Raw genomic sequence first — 16,876 nt, 5'->3', positions numbered from 1 at the left:
CAATGCTCAACCCCATTCTCGACGTGCGCGGCGCGACGAAAAAATTCGGCGGCGTCACCGCGGTCAACAACGTGAGCCTGCGCGTGATGCCGGGCGAGATCGTCAGCCTGATCGGCCCCAACGGCGCGGGCAAGACCACCACCTTCAACCTGATCAGCGGCGTGCTCGACCTCAGCGCCGGCCAGGTGTTCTTCCAGGGCCAGGACACGGCGCGCCTGCGCTCGTCCGACTACGCGCGCGCCGGCATCGGCCGCACCTTCCAGAACCTGGCGCTGTTCAAGCACGGCACGGTGGTGGAGAACCTGCTCACCGGCCGCCACGTGCACTTCAACTACACGGTGCTGGAGTCGCTGATGTTCTGGGGCCGGCCCCGCCGCGAGGAAATCGCGGCGCGGCGCAAGGTCGAGGAAATCATCGAGTTCCTGGAGATCGAGGAACTGCGCGACAAGCCGGTCTCGCAACTGGCCTACGGCCAGCAGAAGCGCGTGGAGCTCGGGCGGGCGCTGGCCTGCGAGCCCAGCCTGCTGCTGCTCGACGAGATCGTCGCGGGCATGAACCGCGAGGAGAAAGAGGACATCGCGCGTTTCACGCTCGACATCCGGGACGAATTCGGGGTGGCGGTGCTGATGATCGAACACGACATGCAGGTGGTGATGGACCTGTCGGACCGCGTCTACGTGCTGGACTTCGGCATGCTGATCGCCGAAGGCACACCGGCCGAAGTGGCTGCGAACCCGGCGGTGCTGCAGGCCTACCTGGGCGGGGAGGCGGCACATGCTTGACCACAACCAGCTCATTCGCGGCGAGACCACGCTGCCCGGCCTGCTGCGCCAGCGCGCGCAGGAGCGCGGCGCCCAGGTGGCGCTGCGCGAGAAGATCCATGGCATCTGGCAGGGCCGCACCTGGCTCGAGTACTACCAGGCCGCGCGCCGCGTCGCGCACGGCCTCACCAAGCTCGGCCTGCAGCGTGGCGACCGCATCATCGTCGCGGCCGAGGACGTGCCCGAGTGGTTCTACGCCGACCTGGGCGCGCAGATGATCGGCGTGCAGGTGGTCGGCATCTACCCCACCAACCCCTGGGCCGAGGTGCAGTACATCGCCGGCCACTGCCAGGCCAAACTGGCCGTGACGGGCGACCAGGAGCAGACCGACAAGGTGCTTGACGCCTTGCGCGAAGGCCCCGGCCTGCCGCACCTGGAGCACATCTTCTGCGTGGACATGAAGGGCCTGCGCCGCTACGAGGCCGGCCGCCCGCACGCATTCACGCACCTGCTCGAACTCGGCGACCAGCTGGTGGCCGAAGACCCGCTGGCCGAGCAGCGGCTGGACGGGCAGATCGACGCCCTGGTGCCCGACGACGTCAACATCCTGGTCTACACGTCCGGCACCACCGGCCCGCCCAAGGGCGCGATGCTCACGCACCGCAACTTCGTCTACGGCGCCTACGCCTACATGGTGGCGCGCCAGATGGCGGACAAGCCCTTCGAGTCGGTCTGCTACCTGCCGCTGTGCCACGTCGCCGAGCGCACCTACTCCACGGTGCAGCACCTGATCTCGGGCGGCTGCATCAACTTCGCGGAGTCGGTCGACACCGTGGCCACCAACATCCGCGAGATCGGCCCGACCTTCTTCCTGGGCGTGCCGCGCATCTGGGAAAAGCTGCAGCAGGGCTTCGAATTCCGCATGAAGGACAGCGGGCGCGCGCAGCGCTGGCTCTACCGCGTGGGCATGAAGCGCGGGCGCGCGCTGTCGGACCGGCGCGCCGAACACGGCCACCTCCAGGGCCCCGCCGACCGGCTCGAGTTCGGCTTCTGGTACCTGCTGCTGTTCCGCAACATGCAGCGCCACATGGGCCTGAACCGCACGCACACCCGCATGTGCGGCGGCGCCTCGGTCTCGCCCGAGACGCTGAAGTTCTTCGACATCATCGGCCTGCCGGTGGGGCAGGGCTACGGCCTCACCGAGGCCGGCGGCCTGGCCTTCGTGCAGGTGCCGGGGCGGCCCTTCATCCGCGGCAGCTGCGGCCCCGCCATGGAAGGCGTGGAGTGGCGGCTGGGTGACGACAAGGAAGTCTTCGTGCGCTCGCCCGGCGTGTTCAAGGGCTACCTGTTCGACGACAAGGGCACGGCCGACATCCTCTCGCCCGACGGCTGGATCGCCACCGGCGACATCGTGGAGCAACACGGCGACGGCGAGATCGCGGTGGTGGACCGCAAGAAGGCCATCATCATCACCAGCGGCGGCAAGAACATCGCGCCCTCGGAGATCGAGAACGCGATCAAGGACAGCCCCTTCGTGCGCGAAGCCATCGTGGTGGGCGAGGGCAAGAAGTTCCTCGGCGGCCTGCTGCAGATCGACTTCGACACCGTGGGCCGCTGGGCCGCCGAGCGCGACCTGCAGTACACGACCTACAAGTCGCTCACCCTGCTGCCCGAGGTCATCGAGCTGGTGCAGGGCGTGATCGACGAGGTCAACTCGCGCTTCGCCCGCGTGGAGAACGTGCGCAAGTTCGTGCTGCTCGAAAAGGAGCTGGACCACGACGACGGCGAACTCACCGCGACGCAGAAGGTGCGCCGGGGCCTCATCAACAAGAAGTTCGCTCGCGAGCTCGAGATCATCTATGGGAGCGCGCCATGAACTACTTCATTGAACTGCTGGTCTCCGGCCTCGCGGTCGGCGCGATCTACGGCCTGGTGGCCATGGGCTTCGCCGTGATCTACAAGGCCACCGGCATCGTCAACTTCGCCCAGGGCGAGATGGGCATGCTCAGCGCCTACACCACCTGGTCGCTCGCGACCATGCTGGGCACCGGCAGCCTGGCCACGGTGGCGCTGGCCATCGTGGTCGGCGCGGTGCTGGGCCTGCTGTGCGAGCGCCTGATCATGCGGCCCATGCTGGGCGAGCCGGTGCTCTCGGTGGTGTTGGTCACGGTCGGTCTGGCGGTGGTGCTGCGCTCCATCGTCACCATCGTCTGGGGCGCCTCGCCGCACAAGTTCGAGGTGGCGGGCGCGGACGACCTCGTGAGCCTGGGCGGCATCGGCCTGCGCGTGAGCCAGCTCGGCGTGCTCGGGGCGCTGCTGCTGGCGGTGGCGGGCTTCTGGTACTTCCTGGGCCACAGCCGCTTCGGCGTGGCGATGCGCGCCGTGGCCGCCGACGAGAAGACGGCGCGCCTCATGGGCGTGTCCACCGCGCGCGTGCAGGCCGTGGCCTGGGCTTCGGCATCGGCGCTGGCGGGCCTGGCCGGCGCGCTGTTCGCGGTGATCTACGGCCTCACGCCCACGATCTACGAACTCGGCCTCAAGGCCTTCCCGGCCACGGTGCTGGGCGGCTTCGACTCGGTGCTGGGCTCGGGCGTGAGCGGTCTGATCATCGGCGTGCTCGAGAACATGACGGGTGGCTACCTGTCGAGTTCCCTCAAGGAAATCGCGGGCTTCATGCTGATCCTCGTGGTGCTCATGGTGCGGCCCTTCGGGCTGTTTGGCGAAAAACGAATCGAGAGAGTCTGATGCGCAGCGGATATTTCAAGGAGCACTACAGCGGGCTGGTCGTCCTCACGGACTCGCCCGCGGTGAAGGCCTGGGTCGCGGTCCTGATGGTGACGCTGATCGCGGCGCCCTTCCTGCTGGGCAACTTCGCGCTCTCGCACGTGACCATCATCCTGTTCACCCTCATCGGGGTGCTGGGCCTGACGGTGCTCACCGGGTTCGCGGGCCTGATCTCGCTGGGCCACGTGGGCTTTCTGATGCTGGGGGCGTACTCGTACGCCATCGGCGTCACGCGCCTGGGCCTGCCGCCCGAGCTGGCGCTGCTGGCGGCGGCCGTGGTGCCGGCCTTCTTCGGCCTGCTGGTGGGCCTGCCTTCGCTGCGCCTGCACGGCCTGTACCTGGCGATCACCACGCTGGCCTTCAGCCACATCGTGGCCACCGCCATCCTGGCCGGCGGCAAGTTCACCGGGGCAGGGCGGGGCATCATGGTGATGCGGCCGACGATGTTCGGCTTCGACCTCTCCAGCGACCGCGCCTTCTACTGGTTCTGCCTCTTCATGTGCACGCTGGCCGTGCTGGTCACGCTCAACCTGCGCCGCTCGGTGCTGGGCCGGGCCCTGGTGGCGCTGCGCGACAACGACATCGCCGCGCGCACCATGGGCGTCAACCTGGTGCGCTACAAGCTGCTGGCCTTCCTGATCAGTGCCGCGCTCACCGGCGTGGCCGGCGCGATCATGGGCATGTACCTGAGCATCGTCAGCGTCGAAGCGTTTCCCTTCCTGCTCTCCATCGAGGCGCTGGCCATCATCATCGTCGGCGGCCTGGGCTCGGTGCTTGGCGCGGTGCTGGGCACGGTCTTCATCGTGACGCTGCCCGAGGTGTTCAGCTCGCTGGTGCAGCTGCTCGGCGGGCGCCTGCAGGACGTGATGACCACCAGCGCGCACGAGGTCAAGAGCGTGCTCTACGGCCTGGCCATCATCGGTTTTCTGCGCTTCGACCCACGCGGCCTGCGCGGCATCTGGCACGACATCCGCCACACCTGGGTGTTCTGGCCCTTGCGTTACTGACCTGACCCTCTCACCCCAACCACCGGAGACAACACCATGATGAAAAAGCACAGCCTCACCCAACTCGCGGCGCTCGCGCTGCTCACCGCTGGCGCCTGCGCCACCGCCCAGGCCCAGCAGCAGGGCGTGACCGACACCGAGATCGTGCTCGGCGACATCCTGCCCCTGACCGGCCCGCCCGCGCTGCTGGGTGTGGCCCACAACCTGGGCGTGAAGGCGGCCATCGCCGAAGCCAACGCCGCCGGCGGCATCCACGGCCGCAAGCTGCGCCTGATCTCCGAAGACGACGGTTACGTGCCCTCGCGCACCATCCAGGGTGTGCGCAAGCTGATCAACAGCGACAAGGTGTTCGCGCTGACCTCGGTCTCCGGCACGGCCCAGGCCCAGGCCGCGATGCCGCTGATCCAGCAGGCCGGCCTGCCGGCGATGGCGCCCATCACCACCTACGAAGGCCTGTACAAGCCGACCATCAAGAACGTGTTCGCGGTGGGTTACGACATGTCCAACGCGGTGGAAGAGCTGGCCGCCCGGATGGCCGAGCGTTACCCCGGCAAGAAGTGGGCCCTGATCTCGCAGGACGACGACTACGGCGAGAACGTGCGCGACGGTTTCGAGCGCGCGACCAAGGCGAAGAAGCTGCAGGTGGTGTCGACCCAGATCTACAAGAAGGGCCAGACCGATTTTTCGTCGGAGATCCTGAAGGTCAAGCAGTCCGGTGCCGAGATCCTGCTGGCCGGTGGTGTGCTGGGCGAGAACGTGACGATGGTGAAGGAGCTGGAGCGCATCAACCACAAGATTCCGGTGGGGGTGACGTATGTGTCGCGTGTGCCGGCGAGTGCGAAGTTGATGGGTGCCGCGGCGGAAAATGTGTACACGGTGGACTATGTGTACCTGGAGAGCTCGCCGCAGGGCAAGGCCTTCACCGACAAGATCAGCAAGCACCTGAGCCCGGAGGAAATGGGCCGCGTGAATCGCTACACCTACACCGGTTATTCGGCCACGCGGGCTTTGTTCGACGCCATGGGGCGTTGTGGCAAGGCGCTGACCTGGGATTGCACGAACGCCGAGTTGGCCAAGGTGAACAACCTGGATACCGGGGCGATGACGCCCATCGGGTTTACTGCGACCAACCACCTGGCGGCGCCCAAGCTCTTTCTGCTGAAGGCTGATCCGGCGGCTTCTACCTACAAGGCTGTCGAGTAATTTTTCTCGCCTGGGTTTGCTCGGGGCCGCTGGTGCGGGTGACCGTTCTCCGGCGCTGCTCGCGGGCGGCTGCCCGGGCGCGCTCATACCCCCGCGTCAAGACGGGGCGCGCGCGCCCACTCTGTGGCAACCGCGAATGGACGCCTGCGCCCGGCCACCCGCACCATCGACCCAGTGGCATGGTGGTGGCGCAGGGCAATTCAAGTGGTTGAATTCAAGTTTCGCTTGAATTCCATTCCCTCCCTCTCGACGGATGGTGGGGTTCGCGGGCGCAGGCGCCCATTCGCGGTTGCCACGGAGGGTGAGTGAAGGGGTGGTGTTGACGAAGAGGTGAAGGCGGACCCGTGCAGACGCCCGCGAGCAGCGCCGGAGAACGCGGACCACGCCAGCCGTCAGCGCGAGGTCCAGGCAAGCCACCACCGAGCACCAAAAAACGGATTCGTCGGATAGGACGATATTCCGAAGCCCTGCGTTTCCTACGATCCCTGCAACTCCCGCACAGCACAAGAGCGGGCCCACAACGATGCCCGCGTGCAAAGACAAAAAAGCACCGCAGGGCCGCCGACGGAGACCCAGTTGCTCATCCTTCAAATCCTTGTCGCAGGCATCGCGCTAGGCTGCGTCTACGGCCTCATCGCCCTCGGCTTCGTCCTCATCTACAAAGCCACCGAAACCGTCAACTTCGCCCAGGGCGAACTCATGATGCTCGGCGCCTTCATCTGCCTTGCGTGCATGGGCCCCCTCGGCATGCCCTTCTGGCTCGCCGCCATAACAGCAGTGAGCGCGATGGCCCTCGTCGGCCTAGGCCTCGAACGCGCCGTCATCCGCCCCGTGCTCGGCCAACCCGCCTTCTCCATCGTCATGCTCACCATCGGCGTCGGCTACGTCGCCCGTGGCGGCGTCACCATGATCCCCGGCATCGGCACCGACACCCACACCCTCGACGCCCCCTACAAAGGCGAAGCCCTCGAACTCGGCGGCCTCGTGCTCGCCGGCGAACAAGTCCTCATCATCGCCGCCACCGCCGCCCTCTGCGCCGGCCTCTGGCTGCTGTTCCGCTTCACCCGCGTCGGCATCGCCATGCAGGCCTCCTCGCAGAACCAGCTCGCCGCCTACTACATGGGCATCCCGGTGCAGAAACTCAACGGCCTCGTCTGGGCCCTCGCCGCCGCCGTCGCCACCGTCGCCGGCATCCTGCTCGCGCCCATCACCTTCGTGCACGTCAACATGGGCTTCATCGGCCTCAAAGCCTTTCCCGCCGCCATCATCGGCGGCTTCAGCAGCCTGCCCGGCGCCATCGTCGGCGGCCTCGTCATCGGCGTGGTGGAAGCGCTCTCGGGCTTCTTCCTGCCCGAAGGCTTCAAGGACGTGATGCCCTACGTCGTCGTGCTGATCATGCTCGCCGTGCGCCCCACCGGCCTGTTCGGCGAACGCGCCAGAAAAAAAGTCTGAGGCCGGCCCCATGCGTTTCATCTTCAAGACCTCCTACGACCAGGACATCCACCTGGTTCGCCACGAAGGCCAGCGCTTCTGGTACGGCCTGCTGCTCGTGGCCCTGCTGGCCGCGCCCTGGCTGCTGCCCGACTACTGGCTCGCGCAGCTCACCTTCGTCTTCATCTACGCCATCGTCGCCGTCGGCCTCATGCTGCTGGCCGGCTTCACCGGGCAGTTCTCCATCGGCCACGCCGCCTTCATGGGCGTGGGGGCCTACACCGAAGCCTGGCTGGCCGCGCGCGGCTGGCCCTTCCCGGTCTCGCTGGCCTGCGCCATGGGCCTGTCGGCGGCGGTGGGCGTGGTCGTCGGCCTGCCGGCGCTGCGCGTCAAAGGCATGTACCTCGGCATCGCCACGCTGTCCTTCGGCTTCATCGTCGAAGAGGTGCTGGCGCGCTGGGAGTCGGTCACCGGCGGCAGCGCGGGCCAGAGCGTCAAGCCCATGGCCTTGTTCGGCTGGGCCTTCGACTCGGACCGCGCCTTCTACTTCGTCTGCCTGGTCTGCATGGTGCTCAGCACGCTGGCCGTGCTCAACCTGCTGCGCGCGCCCACCGGCCGCGCTTTCGTGGCCATCCGCGATTCCGAGGTCTCGGCGCAGAGCATGGGCATCCACCTGGCGCGCTACAAGTCGCTCTCCTTCGCCATCTCGGCCGCGCTCGCCGGCCTGGGCGGCGCGCTGTACGCGCACAAGATGACCTTCATCTCGCCCGACCAGTTCAACCTCGTGCAGTCCATCGACCTGCTGCTCATGGTGGTCATCGGCGGCCTGGGCTCGATGCACGGGGCCTTCTTCGGCGCCATCTTCCTGATCGGCGCGCCGCAGGTGATCGCGCTGTTCAAGGACCTGCTGCCGCCCGCCATCGGCCAGGCCACCGGCCTGCAGGCCGTGGTCTACGGCCTGGTGCTGATCGCCTTCGTGATGTTCGAGCCCATGGGCATCCACGGCCGCTGGCTGAAGATCCGCACCTGGCTGGAGCTGTACCCGTTCTACCGGCGCGGCATGTTCAAGCGCCAGAAGAGCTTCCAGAAATCGGAGCGGCTGAAATGAGCGACAACGAGTTCCTGCTGTCGGCCCGCAATCTGAGCGTGCGCTTCGGCGGCGTGCTGGCGGTGAACAACGTGAGCTTCGATGTGAAGCGCGGCGAGGTCTTCACGCTGATCGGCCCCAACGGTGCCGGCAAGACCACGGTGTTCAACCTGATCAGCCGCATCTACACCCCCACCACGGGCACGCTGGCTTTCGACGGCCAGGCGCTGAATGCGGTGCCGCCGCACGAGGTGGCCTTGCTGGGCATCGCGCGCACCTTCCAGAACATCGAGCTGTTCGAGCACGCCACGGTCCTGCAGAACCTGCTGATCGGCCGCCACATCCGGCGCCGCACCTCGGTCTGGCGCGAGGCGCTGTTCGGCCCCGGCGTGCGCGCGGCCGAGCGCGAGACCCGGGCCAAGGTGGAAGAAGTGATCGAGATGCTCGACCTGCAGCACCACCGGGACTCGCTGGTGGCGGGCCTGCCGTACGGCGTGCGCAAGGTGGTCGAGCTGGCGCGCGCGCTGTGCATGTCGCCGAAGCTGCTGCTGCTCGACGAACCCTCGTCCGGCCTGAACAGCGAGGAGACCGGCGACATGGCTTTCTGGATCCAGGACATCGTGCGCGACCTGGGCATCACGGTGCTGATGGTCGAGCACGACATGGGCCTGGTCTCGCGCGTGTCCGACCGGGTGCTCGCGATGAACCAGGGCGAGGTGATCGCGGTGGGCGCGCCAGCCGAGGTGCAGTCGCACCCGGCGGTGGTGGAGGCCTACCTGGGCAGCGTGGACGATGTGGCCTCGCTGCGCCGGCCGGTGGAGGTTTCAGCATGAGCGAGCCCGTTCTCACCCTGAACAACGTGGAAAGCGCCTACGGCCCGGTGAAGGCGGTGCGCGGCGTGAGCCTGAGCGTGCACGCGGGGCGCATCGTCACCGTGCTGGGCTCCAACGGCGCGGGCAAGACCACCATCCTCAAGACCATCAGCGGCATCCTCGATCCGCGCAAGGGCAGCATCCGCTTCGAGGGCGAGGACATCACCGCCGCCGATCCCACGCACGTGGTGCGCAAGGGGCTGGTGCACGTGCCCGAGGGGCGCGAGGTGTTTCCGCTGCTCTCGGTGCGCGACAACCTGCTGATGGGCGCCTACACCCGCAGCGACCGCGACGGCATCGCGCGCGACATGGAGACCGTGTTCGGCTACTTCCCGATCCTGAAAGACCGCGCCGCGCAGGACGCCGGCCTGCTCTCGGGCGGCCAGCAGCAGATGCTGGCGATCGCGCGCGCCATCCTCGCCGGCCCCAAGCTCATCCTGCTCGACGAACCCAGCCTGGGCCTGAGCCCGAAGCTGACCAAGGACATCTTCGAGATCGTGGTGCGCATCAACCGCGAGCGCGGCACCACCATCCTGCTGGTGGAGCAGAACGCCAACATGGCCCTCAACGTGGCCGACCACGGCTTCGTGCTGGAGAACGGCCGCATCGTGATGGACGACAGCTGCGAGAACCTGCGCGAGAAGGACGACATCAAGGAGTTCTACCTCGGCATGAAGGAAACCGGTGCGCGCGGCGAGCGGCGCTGGAAGAAAAAGAAGAACTGGCGGTAACCCCCATGGCCCAACTCTGGAACCTCGAATCCCTGCGGCCGCGCCAGCGCGAGCCACTGCCCGGCGACACCATTCCCGCCATGTTCTGGGCCGGCGTGGCGCGCCGCGCCGATCGCGTGCTCATGCGGCAGAAGACGCTGGGCATCTGGCGCGAATGGACCTGGCGCGAGGTGGGCGATACCGTGCGCGAGATCGCCCTGGGCCTGGTGGACCTGGGCCTGCGCCCGGGCGACACCGCGTCCATCCTCTCCAACACGCGGGTGGAATGGGTCTGGTGCGACCTCGCCGTGCTCAGCGCGGGCGGCGTGTCCAACGGCATCTACCCGACCGATGCGGCCGGCCAGGTGCAGTACCTGTGCGAAGACTCGTCCACCAGCGTGCTGTTCGTCGAGGACGAAGAACAGCTGGACAAGGCGCTGGAGGCGCGCGCCCACCTGCCGCGCCTGCGCTGCATCGTGGTCATCGACCCCAAGGGCCTGGAGCATTTCAGCGACCCGGGCGTGATCACGCTGGACGAGCTGCGCCGACGCGGCGCGGCCCAGCCCGACACCCTGGCGCAGCGGGCCGGCGCGCGCCAGGCCGGCGACCTCGCGATCCTGATCTACACCTCCGGCACCACCGGCCGGCCCAAGGGCGCCATGCATTCGCACGCCAGCCTGCTGGCCACGGTGCGCGGGCTGGACGGCATCCAGCCGCAGGATGAGAACGACGAGCGCATGTGCTTCCTGCCGCTGTGCCACGTGGCCGAGCGCGTGATCGGGCTGTATGCCTCGTTCTACAGCGGCACGCGCATGAACTTCGTGGAGAACCCCGACACCGTGCCCGAGAACGTGCGCGAGATCGCGCCCACCGTGTTCGGCGGCGTGCCCCGGCTGTGGGAGAAGTTCTATTCGGCCGTGACCATCTCGGTGCAGGAGGCCGGCCGGGTGCAGCAGGCCCTGTACGCCTGGGGCATCGGCGTCGGCCACGAGGTGTCTGCCGCCGTGCTGGCGGGCCGGCCCGTGGGGCCCTGGCTGCGGCTGAAGTACCGGCTCGCGGGCCTGGCCTCGCTGGACCACGTGCGGCGCTTCATCGGCATTCACCGTTGCCGCTTCCTCATCACCGGTGCGGCGCCGATCTCGCCCGACCTGATCCGCTGGTACCTCGCGCTGGGCGTGCCCATGCTCGAAGCCTGGGGCCAGACCGAGTCGGGCGGCATCTCCACCATCATGCCGGCGCGGGCCATGCGCCCGGGCAGCATCGGCCGCGCCGCGCCCTGCAACGAGGTGCGCGTGGACCCGCAGACCGGCGAGCTGCTGGTGCGCGGGGCCAACGTGTTCATGGGCTACCTGAACCAGCCCGAGAAGACCGCCGAGGCGATCGATGCGGACGGCTGGCTGCGCACCGGCGACGTGGGCGTGGCCGACGAGGGCGGCTACTTCCGCATCACCGACCGCATGAAGGACATCATCATCACCGCCGGCGGCAAGAACATCACGCCCAGCGAGTGGGAGAACGAGCTCAAGTTCTCGCCCTACGTGACCGACGCCGTCGTCATCGGCGACCGGCGCGCCTACCTCACGGCCATCGTGATGATCGAACAGGAGAACGTCGAGAAGTTCGCGCAGGACCACGACGTGCCCTTCAGCAACTACGCCAGCCTGGCGCGCTCGCCCGAGGTGCAGGCGCTGATCCGCGGCGAGATCGACAAGGTGAATGCCAAGTTCGCCCGCGTCGAACAGATCAAGAAGTTCTTCCTGCTCGAAACCCGCCTGGGCGCGGAGGACGAGGAGCTCACCCCCACGATGAAGCTCAAGCGCAAGCTGGTGCAGACCAAGTACGCCGAGCAGATCGAGGCCATGTACCGCTGACCCCACTCCACTTGAAAGGACCGCTTCATGAAGACGTTTTCCCTCCTGGCCGCCGCGCTGCTGGTGCTCTGCGGCACGGCCTCGGCCCAGTCGCTGGGCGTGAGCAAGGACGAGATCCGCATCGCCACCATTCCCGATCTCTCGGGGCCGCTCGCCGGCTACGGCAAGGACATCCGCAACGGCATGCAGCTGCGCGTGGCCGAGATCAACGAGCAGGGCGGGGTGCATGGCCGCAAGATCACGCTGCTGGTGGAAGACGCCGGCTACGACCCCAAGCGCACCGTGCTGGCCGCGCAGAAGCTGGTCAACCAGGACAAGGTGTTCGCGATCGTGAGCACCTTCGGCACCGCGCACGCCAACGCGGCCATGCCCATCATGTTCTCCAAGCACGTGCTCAGCCTGTTTCCGCTCTCGCTCTCGCGCGACATGTACGAGCCGATCCACAAGTACAAGTACGCGCTGATTGCTTCCTACTTCGACCAGATGGCCGTCGTGGTGCCCAAGCTGTACCGGGAGAAGGGGGCGAAGAAGGCTTGCGCCATCTACCAGGACGACGACTTCGGCGCCGAGGTGCTCAAAGGGGCCGAGGCCGGGCTGGAAAAGGTCAACGCCAGGCTGGAGGAAAAAGCCAGCTTCAAGCGCGGCGCGACCGACTTTTCCTCGCAGGTGGCGCGGCTCAAGGCCGCGGGTTGTGACTTCATCGTCATGGGCACGCTGATCCGCGAGTCGGTGGGCACCATCGCCGAGGCCCGCAAGCTGCAGTTCAACCCGGTGTTCGTTGCCACGTCTTCGGCCTACACCGACCTGATCCCGCGCCTGGGCGGCAAGGGCATGGACGGCTTCTACGCCGCCACCACCGCGCAGCACCCCTACCTGGACGACGCCTCGCAGCCGCTGCGCTTCTGGGCCAACAAGTACCAGACGCGTTTCAACGAAGCGCCGACCACCTTCTCGACCTATGGCTACACCATGATCGACCTGTTCGCCCGTGCGGCCCAGAAGGCCGGCCCGGCACTCACGACCGAATCCTTCGTCAAGGCGATGGAAGGCATGGGCAACATCCCGGGCGACCTGTTCGGCAACCCGCCGATGTCGTTCTCGCCCACCAGGCACCTGGCGTCGGACGCCTCGCGCCTCTCGCAGATCCAGGACGGGCGCTGGAAGGTGGTGTACGACTACGCGCAGATGAAGTGAGCCCCATGAGCCGCAACGTGTTTGTGACGGGCGTGGGCATGGTGCCCTTCACCAAGCCCGGCGCCGGCGACCCCTACCCCTTGCTGGGCGCGGCGGCCATCAAGGCCGCGCTGGCCGACGCGGGGGTGGACTACCAGTCGGTCGACCAGCTCTGCGCCGGCTTCGTCTACGGCGACTCCTGCTGCGGCCAGGCGGCGGCCTACCACGTGGGCCTGACCGGCATCCCCGTCGTCAACGTCAACAACAACTGCGCCACCGGCTCCACCGCGCTCTGGCTGGGCCGCCAGGCCATCGCCAGCGGCGAGGCCGAGTGCGTGCTGGTGGTGGGCTTCGAGCAGATGCAGCGCGGCGCGCTGGCGGCGCACTTCACCGACCGGCCCGACCCCTCGCAGCGCCTGCTCGACGTGATGGCCGACACCCAGGGCCGCGACGAGGCCGCGCCGATCGCCGCGCAGCTCTTCGGCGGCGCGGGCCGCATGCACATGCAGCTCTACGGCACGCGGGCCGACACCTTCGCGCGCATCGCGGTGAAGGCGCGCCGGCACGCGGCGAACAACCCCAACGCCATCTTCCGCGACCCGCTCACGCTGGACCAGGTGCTGGCCTCGCCCTCGGTGTTCGACCCTTTGACGCGGCTGCAATGTTGCCCGCCGAGCTGCGGCGGCGCGGCGGCGGTGCTGTGCTCCGAGGCCTTCGCGAAAAAGCACGGGCTCAGTCGCCAGGTGCGCATCGCGGGGCAGGCGCTGGTGACCGACGGCAACAGCAGCTTCGACGAGAACGACATGCGCAAGCTGGTCGGCTTCGACATGACGCGCCGCGCGGCCCAGCGCGTGTACGAACAATCCGGCATCGGCCCGGGCGACGTGCCGGTGGTCGAGCTGCACGACTGCTTCACCAGCAACGAGCTCATCACCTACGAGGCCCTGGGCCTGGTGGAAGAGGGCGGGGCCGAGCGCTTCATCCTGGACGGCGACAACACCTACGGTGGCCGTGTGGTCACCAACCCCTCGGGCGGCCTGCTGTCCAAGGGGCATCCGCTGGGCGCGACCGGGCTGGCGCAGTGCGCCGAGCTGGTGTGGCAGCTGCGTGGGCAGGCCGGTGCGCGCCAGGTGGATGGCGCGAAAGTGGCCTTGCAACACAACCTGGGCCTCGGCGGCGCCTGCGTCGTTACCATGTATTCAAGGACGGGTTGACATGGCCACCGAAGGCGCGCGACTGAGACTGGTGAGCACGGCGACCGAGGCCGTGGACGAGGCCGCGCGCGGCTCGCCGCTGGCGGCCAAGCTCAACCCGCCGCTGCCCACGGCTTTCGAGATCGTGCGCGCCGAGGTCGGCGAGAAGATCTTCAGCGCCGGCTCGGCGCGGCTGGTGCTGCTGCGCGCGCCGGCGGGTTTCGGCAAGACCACGGTGATGCTGCAGGTGCGCCACCGCTTCGAAGAGGCCGGTCTGCCCACCGCCTGGCTCACGCTGGACCGGGCGGACAACGACGTGGGCCGCTTCCTCACCGTGCTGGCCGCCGCGCTCGAACCGCTGGTGCCCGGCCTGGCGCGCGCGCGCGGCGCGCCCGTGGGCAACCTGGAGGAGCTGGCCTTCTCGGTGATCGACCACGTGGCGGCGCACCCCGCGCCGTTCGCGCTCTTCCTCGACGACTTCGAGGCCTTGCAGAACCCGGTGGCGCTGGGCCTGGTGAACGAACTCATCGACCAGCTGCCGCGCGGCGCCCAGCTCATCGTGGGTTCGCGCGGCGCGCCCGAGCTGAGCCTGGGCCGGCTGCGCGCGCGCGGCCGCCTGCTGGAGATCGACCCGGCGCAGCTGCGCTTCTCGGTCAGCGAGACCGAGGGTTTTCTGCGCGAGCGGCGCGGCCTGGTGCTGGAGAGCGAAGACATCGTGCGCCTGCACCGCAGCACCGAGGGCTGGGCGGCGGCGCTGTGGCTGGCCTCGGTGTCGCTCGAGCACCGCGACCACCCGGGCCAATTCATCGCCGGCTTCACCGGCTCCAACGCCGCCGTGGTGGACTACCTGGTGGAAGACGTGCTGGCGCGCCAGACCGAGGACGTGCGCGGTTTCCTGCTGCGCTCCAGCGTGCTCGCCGTGCTCAACGCCTCGCTGTGCAACCTGATCTGCGGGCGCGAGGACAGCGCCGCCATGCTGCGCTCGCTGGAGCAGGCGCACCTGTTCCTGATCCCGCTGCAGCCCGAGGGCAGCGGCTACCGCTACCACGGCATGTTCGCCGAGTTCCTGCGCGCGCAGCTGCTGCGCCAGTACCCGGACGAGGTGCCCGGCCTGCACCGCGCCGCGGCGCGCTGGTTCCTCGGCCAGGGCCGGCCGGTGCCCGCCATCGAACACGCGCTGGCCGCCGGCGACGTGCGCACCGCGCTGCCGCTGCTGAACCAGCACGCGCAGGCCCTGCTGGACCAGGGCCGCATGCGCCTGCTTTCGCGCTGGCTGGACCCGCTGCTGGAGCGCGGCCTGCTCGACGAACACCCCATGCTGCAGGTGGTGCACGCCTGGGCCGTGTGCTTCGCGCGCGGCCCGCTGGCGGCCGCGCCCCTGCTGGAACGGCTGGAGCGCCGCGCCGACCCGGACGAGGAGGTGAGGGCGCACCGCCTCGCGATGAAGCCGCTCTTCATGGTGCTGACCGACCGCACCGACGAGGCGACCGAACTGGCCTCGGCCCTGCTGGGCGCGCTGCCCAGCCACGTGAGCTTCGTGCGCGGTTTCCTGGAGATCATCCTGGCCAACCTGGCGATGATCGCGGGTCGCTACCACGAGGCGCTGCGCTACGCCGACGCCGCGCGCAGCCGCCAGCCCGAGCACCGCAGCAGCTTCAACTTCACGCTTTCCGAAGCCGCCGAGGCGGCGGTGGACCTCACGCAGGGCCGGCTGCGCAAGGCGCTCGCGCGCCTGCGGCTGGCGGTCAACGCCGGCACGCACGACGCCGGGCGAACCACCAACGGCAACGCCATGGCCGGCGTGCTGCTGGCCGAGGCCCTGTTCGAGGCCGACCAGCTCGACCAGGCCGAGCGCCTGCTGGCGGTCTACATCCCGCTGATCCGCCATGTGGGCATTCCGGACCAGCTGATCCTGGCCCACGTGGTGATGGCGCGCATCGCGCAGGACCAGGGCGACAGCGACCACGCGCTGCAACTGCTGGCCGAGCTGGAGCACCTGGGCCACCGCGACGGCCTGCCGCGCGTGGTGGCCGGCGCGCGGCTGGAGCGCGTGCGCATGCTGGTGACCGAAGGCCGGCTGGGCCGCGCGCGCGCCGAGATCGACCACTGCGGCGACAAGGCGCTGTGGGCGCGCGTGAGCCGCTCATCGCTGCGCGCCAACGAGGTGGAGACGCTGGCGCTGGCGCACGCGCGCTGGGCCGTGCAGGCCGGGCACGCGGCCGAGGTGGTGGCCGAACTGCGCGCCGAGGTGGACGCGGCCGAACGCGCCCAGCGCGAGCGCCGCGCCATGACGCTGCGCCTGGTGCTGGCGCAGGCCCAGTACAAGCTGGGCGAGCGCAACCGCGCCATGCGCGTGCTGGCCAAGGCCGTGTGCTTCGGCGCCGCCGAAGGTTATGTGCGCGCCTTCCTGGTGGAGGGGCCGCTGCTGCTGCTGATGCTGCAGGAGCTGCGCAGCGGGCCGACCGACCTGCTCGACGCGGACGGCGGCGCGCCGATCGCCTTCCTGGACCGCCTGCTGCGCGCGCCCGTGGTGCCGCTGCCGCCGCCCGCCGTGGCCGGCGCGGCGACGCCCTCGGCCAGCGCCATCGACGCGCTGACCAAAAAGGAACTGCAGGTGCTGCGCCTGGTGGCCGAAGGCCTGTCCAACGACCAGATCGGCGAGCGCATGTTCGTGGCCGAAACCACCATCCGCACCCACCTGCGCAACATCAACGTGAAACTCGACACCCGCAACCGCATGGAGGCCGTGCAGGTCGCCCGGCGCGCGGGCTGGCTGGCCTGAGA

The 16,876-nt window shown here is 68.7% G+C and carries 13 protein-coding genes; all 13 read left to right on the top strand.

The window, feature by feature from the left end:
• Positions 1 to 2 precede the first annotated feature (2 nt).
• The 13 genes from ABSY19_RS00350 to ABSY19_RS00290 all read left to right on the top strand — a co-directional run bounded on the left by ABSY19_RS00350 (position 3) and on the right by ABSY19_RS00290 (position 16,874).
• Positions 3 to 782, top strand: a complete 780-nt coding sequence (locus ABSY19_RS00350; protein ID WP_382158036.1) for an ABC transporter ATP-binding protein — start codon at positions 3 to 5, stop codon at positions 780 to 782.
• Positions 775 to 2,637, top strand: a complete 1,863-nt coding sequence (locus ABSY19_RS00345) for an AMP-dependent synthetase/ligase (RefSeq protein ID WP_382158034.1) — start codon at positions 775 to 777, stop codon at positions 2,635 to 2,637. The genes ABSY19_RS00350 and ABSY19_RS00345 overlap by 8 nt, the downstream gene beginning before the upstream one ends.
• The gene (locus ABSY19_RS00340; RefSeq protein ID WP_382158032.1) at positions 2,634 to 3,506 is read left to right on the top strand and encodes a branched-chain amino acid ABC transporter permease; all 873 of its coding nucleotides are present in this window, start codon (positions 2,634 to 2,636) and stop codon (positions 3,504 to 3,506) included. The genes ABSY19_RS00345 and ABSY19_RS00340 overlap by 4 nt, the downstream gene beginning before the upstream one ends.
• Entirely contained in the window at positions 3,506 to 4,552 is a 1,047-nt protein-coding gene (locus tag ABSY19_RS00335; protein WP_382158030.1) for a branched-chain amino acid ABC transporter permease, read from the top strand. The genes ABSY19_RS00340 and ABSY19_RS00335 overlap by 1 nt, the downstream gene beginning before the upstream one ends.
• 36 nt (positions 4,553 to 4,588) lie before the next feature.
• On the top strand, positions 4,589 to 5,755 hold the full coding sequence (locus tag ABSY19_RS00330) for an ABC transporter substrate-binding protein (RefSeq protein WP_382158028.1): 1,167 nt from the start codon (positions 4,589 to 4,591) through the stop codon (positions 5,753 to 5,755).
• A gap of 576 nt (positions 5,756 to 6,331) precedes the next feature.
• Entirely contained in the window at positions 6,332 to 7,207 is an 876-nt protein-coding gene (locus tag ABSY19_RS00325; protein WP_382158026.1) for a branched-chain amino acid ABC transporter permease, read from the top strand.
• A 10-nt stretch (positions 7,208 to 7,217) separates the two neighbouring features.
• Positions 7,218 to 8,294 (top strand): branched-chain amino acid ABC transporter permease, encoded by a 1,077-nt coding sequence (locus ABSY19_RS00320; RefSeq protein WP_382158024.1) that lies wholly within the window; start codon positions 7,218 to 7,220, stop codon positions 8,292 to 8,294.
• A complete protein-coding gene (locus ABSY19_RS00315; protein ID WP_382158022.1) occupies positions 8,291 to 9,106 on the top strand; it encodes an ABC transporter ATP-binding protein in 816 nt (271 codons plus the stop codon). The genes ABSY19_RS00320 and ABSY19_RS00315 overlap by 4 nt, the downstream gene beginning before the upstream one ends.
• Positions 9,103 to 9,876, top strand: a complete 774-nt coding sequence (locus ABSY19_RS00310) for an ABC transporter ATP-binding protein (protein ID WP_382158020.1) — start codon at positions 9,103 to 9,105, stop codon at positions 9,874 to 9,876. The genes ABSY19_RS00315 and ABSY19_RS00310 overlap by 4 nt, the downstream gene beginning before the upstream one ends.
• 5 nt (positions 9,877 to 9,881) lie before the next feature.
• A complete protein-coding gene (locus ABSY19_RS00305) occupies positions 9,882 to 11,726 on the top strand; it encodes an AMP-dependent synthetase/ligase (protein ID WP_382158018.1) in 1,845 nt (614 codons plus the stop codon).
• Between the two features lie 27 nt (positions 11,727 to 11,753).
• Positions 11,754 to 12,920: an ABC transporter substrate-binding protein gene (locus ABSY19_RS00300; protein ID WP_382158016.1), complete on the top strand. Its 1,167-nt coding sequence runs from the start codon at positions 11,754 to 11,756 to the stop codon at positions 12,918 to 12,920.
• A gap of 5 nt (positions 12,921 to 12,925) precedes the next feature.
• Positions 12,926 to 14,113 carry a lipid-transfer protein gene (locus ABSY19_RS00295; protein ID WP_382158014.1) on the top strand — a complete coding sequence of 396 codons (1,188 nt, stop codon included), beginning with the start codon at positions 12,926 to 12,928 and terminating at the stop codon, positions 14,111 to 14,113.
• 1 nt (position 14,114) lies between these two features.
• Positions 14,115 to 16,874: a LuxR C-terminal-related transcriptional regulator gene (locus tag ABSY19_RS00290; protein ID WP_382158012.1), complete on the top strand. Its 2,760-nt coding sequence runs from the start codon at positions 14,115 to 14,117 to the stop codon at positions 16,872 to 16,874.
• Positions 16,875 to 16,876 lie beyond the last annotated feature (2 nt).

Origin of the sequence: Hydrogenophaga sp. ANAO-22 (genome assembly GCF_042466645.1) — a bacterium.
Taxonomy (GTDB): Bacteria; Pseudomonadota; Gammaproteobacteria; order Burkholderiales; family Burkholderiaceae_C; genus Hydrogenophaga.
This window is presented reverse-complemented; position numbering and strand designations above follow the sequence as displayed.

Excerpts from the sequence above, each read along its gene's own strand:
- ABSY19_RS00310 (WP_382158020.1), top strand. The coding sequence starts at position 9,103 with ATGAGCGAGCCCGTTCTCACCCTGAACAACGTGGAAAGCGCCTACGGC.
- ABSY19_RS00340 (WP_382158032.1), top strand. The coding sequence starts at position 2,634 with ATGAACTACTTCATTGAACTGCTGGTCTCCGGCCTCGCGGTCGGCGCG.
- ABSY19_RS00295 (WP_382158014.1), top strand. The coding sequence starts at position 12,926 with ATGAGCCGCAACGTGTTTGTGACGGGCGTGGGCATGGTGCCCTTCACC.
- ABSY19_RS00315 (WP_382158022.1), top strand. The coding sequence starts at position 8,291 with ATGAGCGACAACGAGTTCCTGCTGTCGGCCCGCAATCTGAGCGTGCGC.
- ABSY19_RS00335 (WP_382158030.1), top strand. The coding sequence starts at position 3,506 with ATGCGCAGCGGATATTTCAAGGAGCACTACAGCGGGCTGGTCGTCCTC.
- ABSY19_RS00320 (WP_382158024.1), top strand. The coding sequence starts at position 7,218 with ATGCGTTTCATCTTCAAGACCTCCTACGACCAGGACATCCACCTGGTT.
- ABSY19_RS00350 (WP_382158036.1), top strand. The coding sequence starts at position 3 with ATGCTCAACCCCATTCTCGACGTGCGCGGCGCGACGAAAAAATTCGGC.
- ABSY19_RS00290 (WP_382158012.1), top strand. The coding sequence starts at position 14,115 with ATGGCCACCGAAGGCGCGCGACTGAGACTGGTGAGCACGGCGACCGAG.
- ABSY19_RS00330 (WP_382158028.1), top strand. The coding sequence starts at position 4,589 with ATGATGAAAAAGCACAGCCTCACCCAACTCGCGGCGCTCGCGCTGCTC.
- ABSY19_RS00300 (WP_382158016.1), top strand. The coding sequence starts at position 11,754 with ATGAAGACGTTTTCCCTCCTGGCCGCCGCGCTGCTGGTGCTCTGCGGC.
- ABSY19_RS00305 (WP_382158018.1), top strand. The coding sequence starts at position 9,882 with ATGGCCCAACTCTGGAACCTCGAATCCCTGCGGCCGCGCCAGCGCGAG.
- ABSY19_RS00345 (WP_382158034.1), top strand. The coding sequence starts at position 775 with ATGCTTGACCACAACCAGCTCATTCGCGGCGAGACCACGCTGCCCGGC.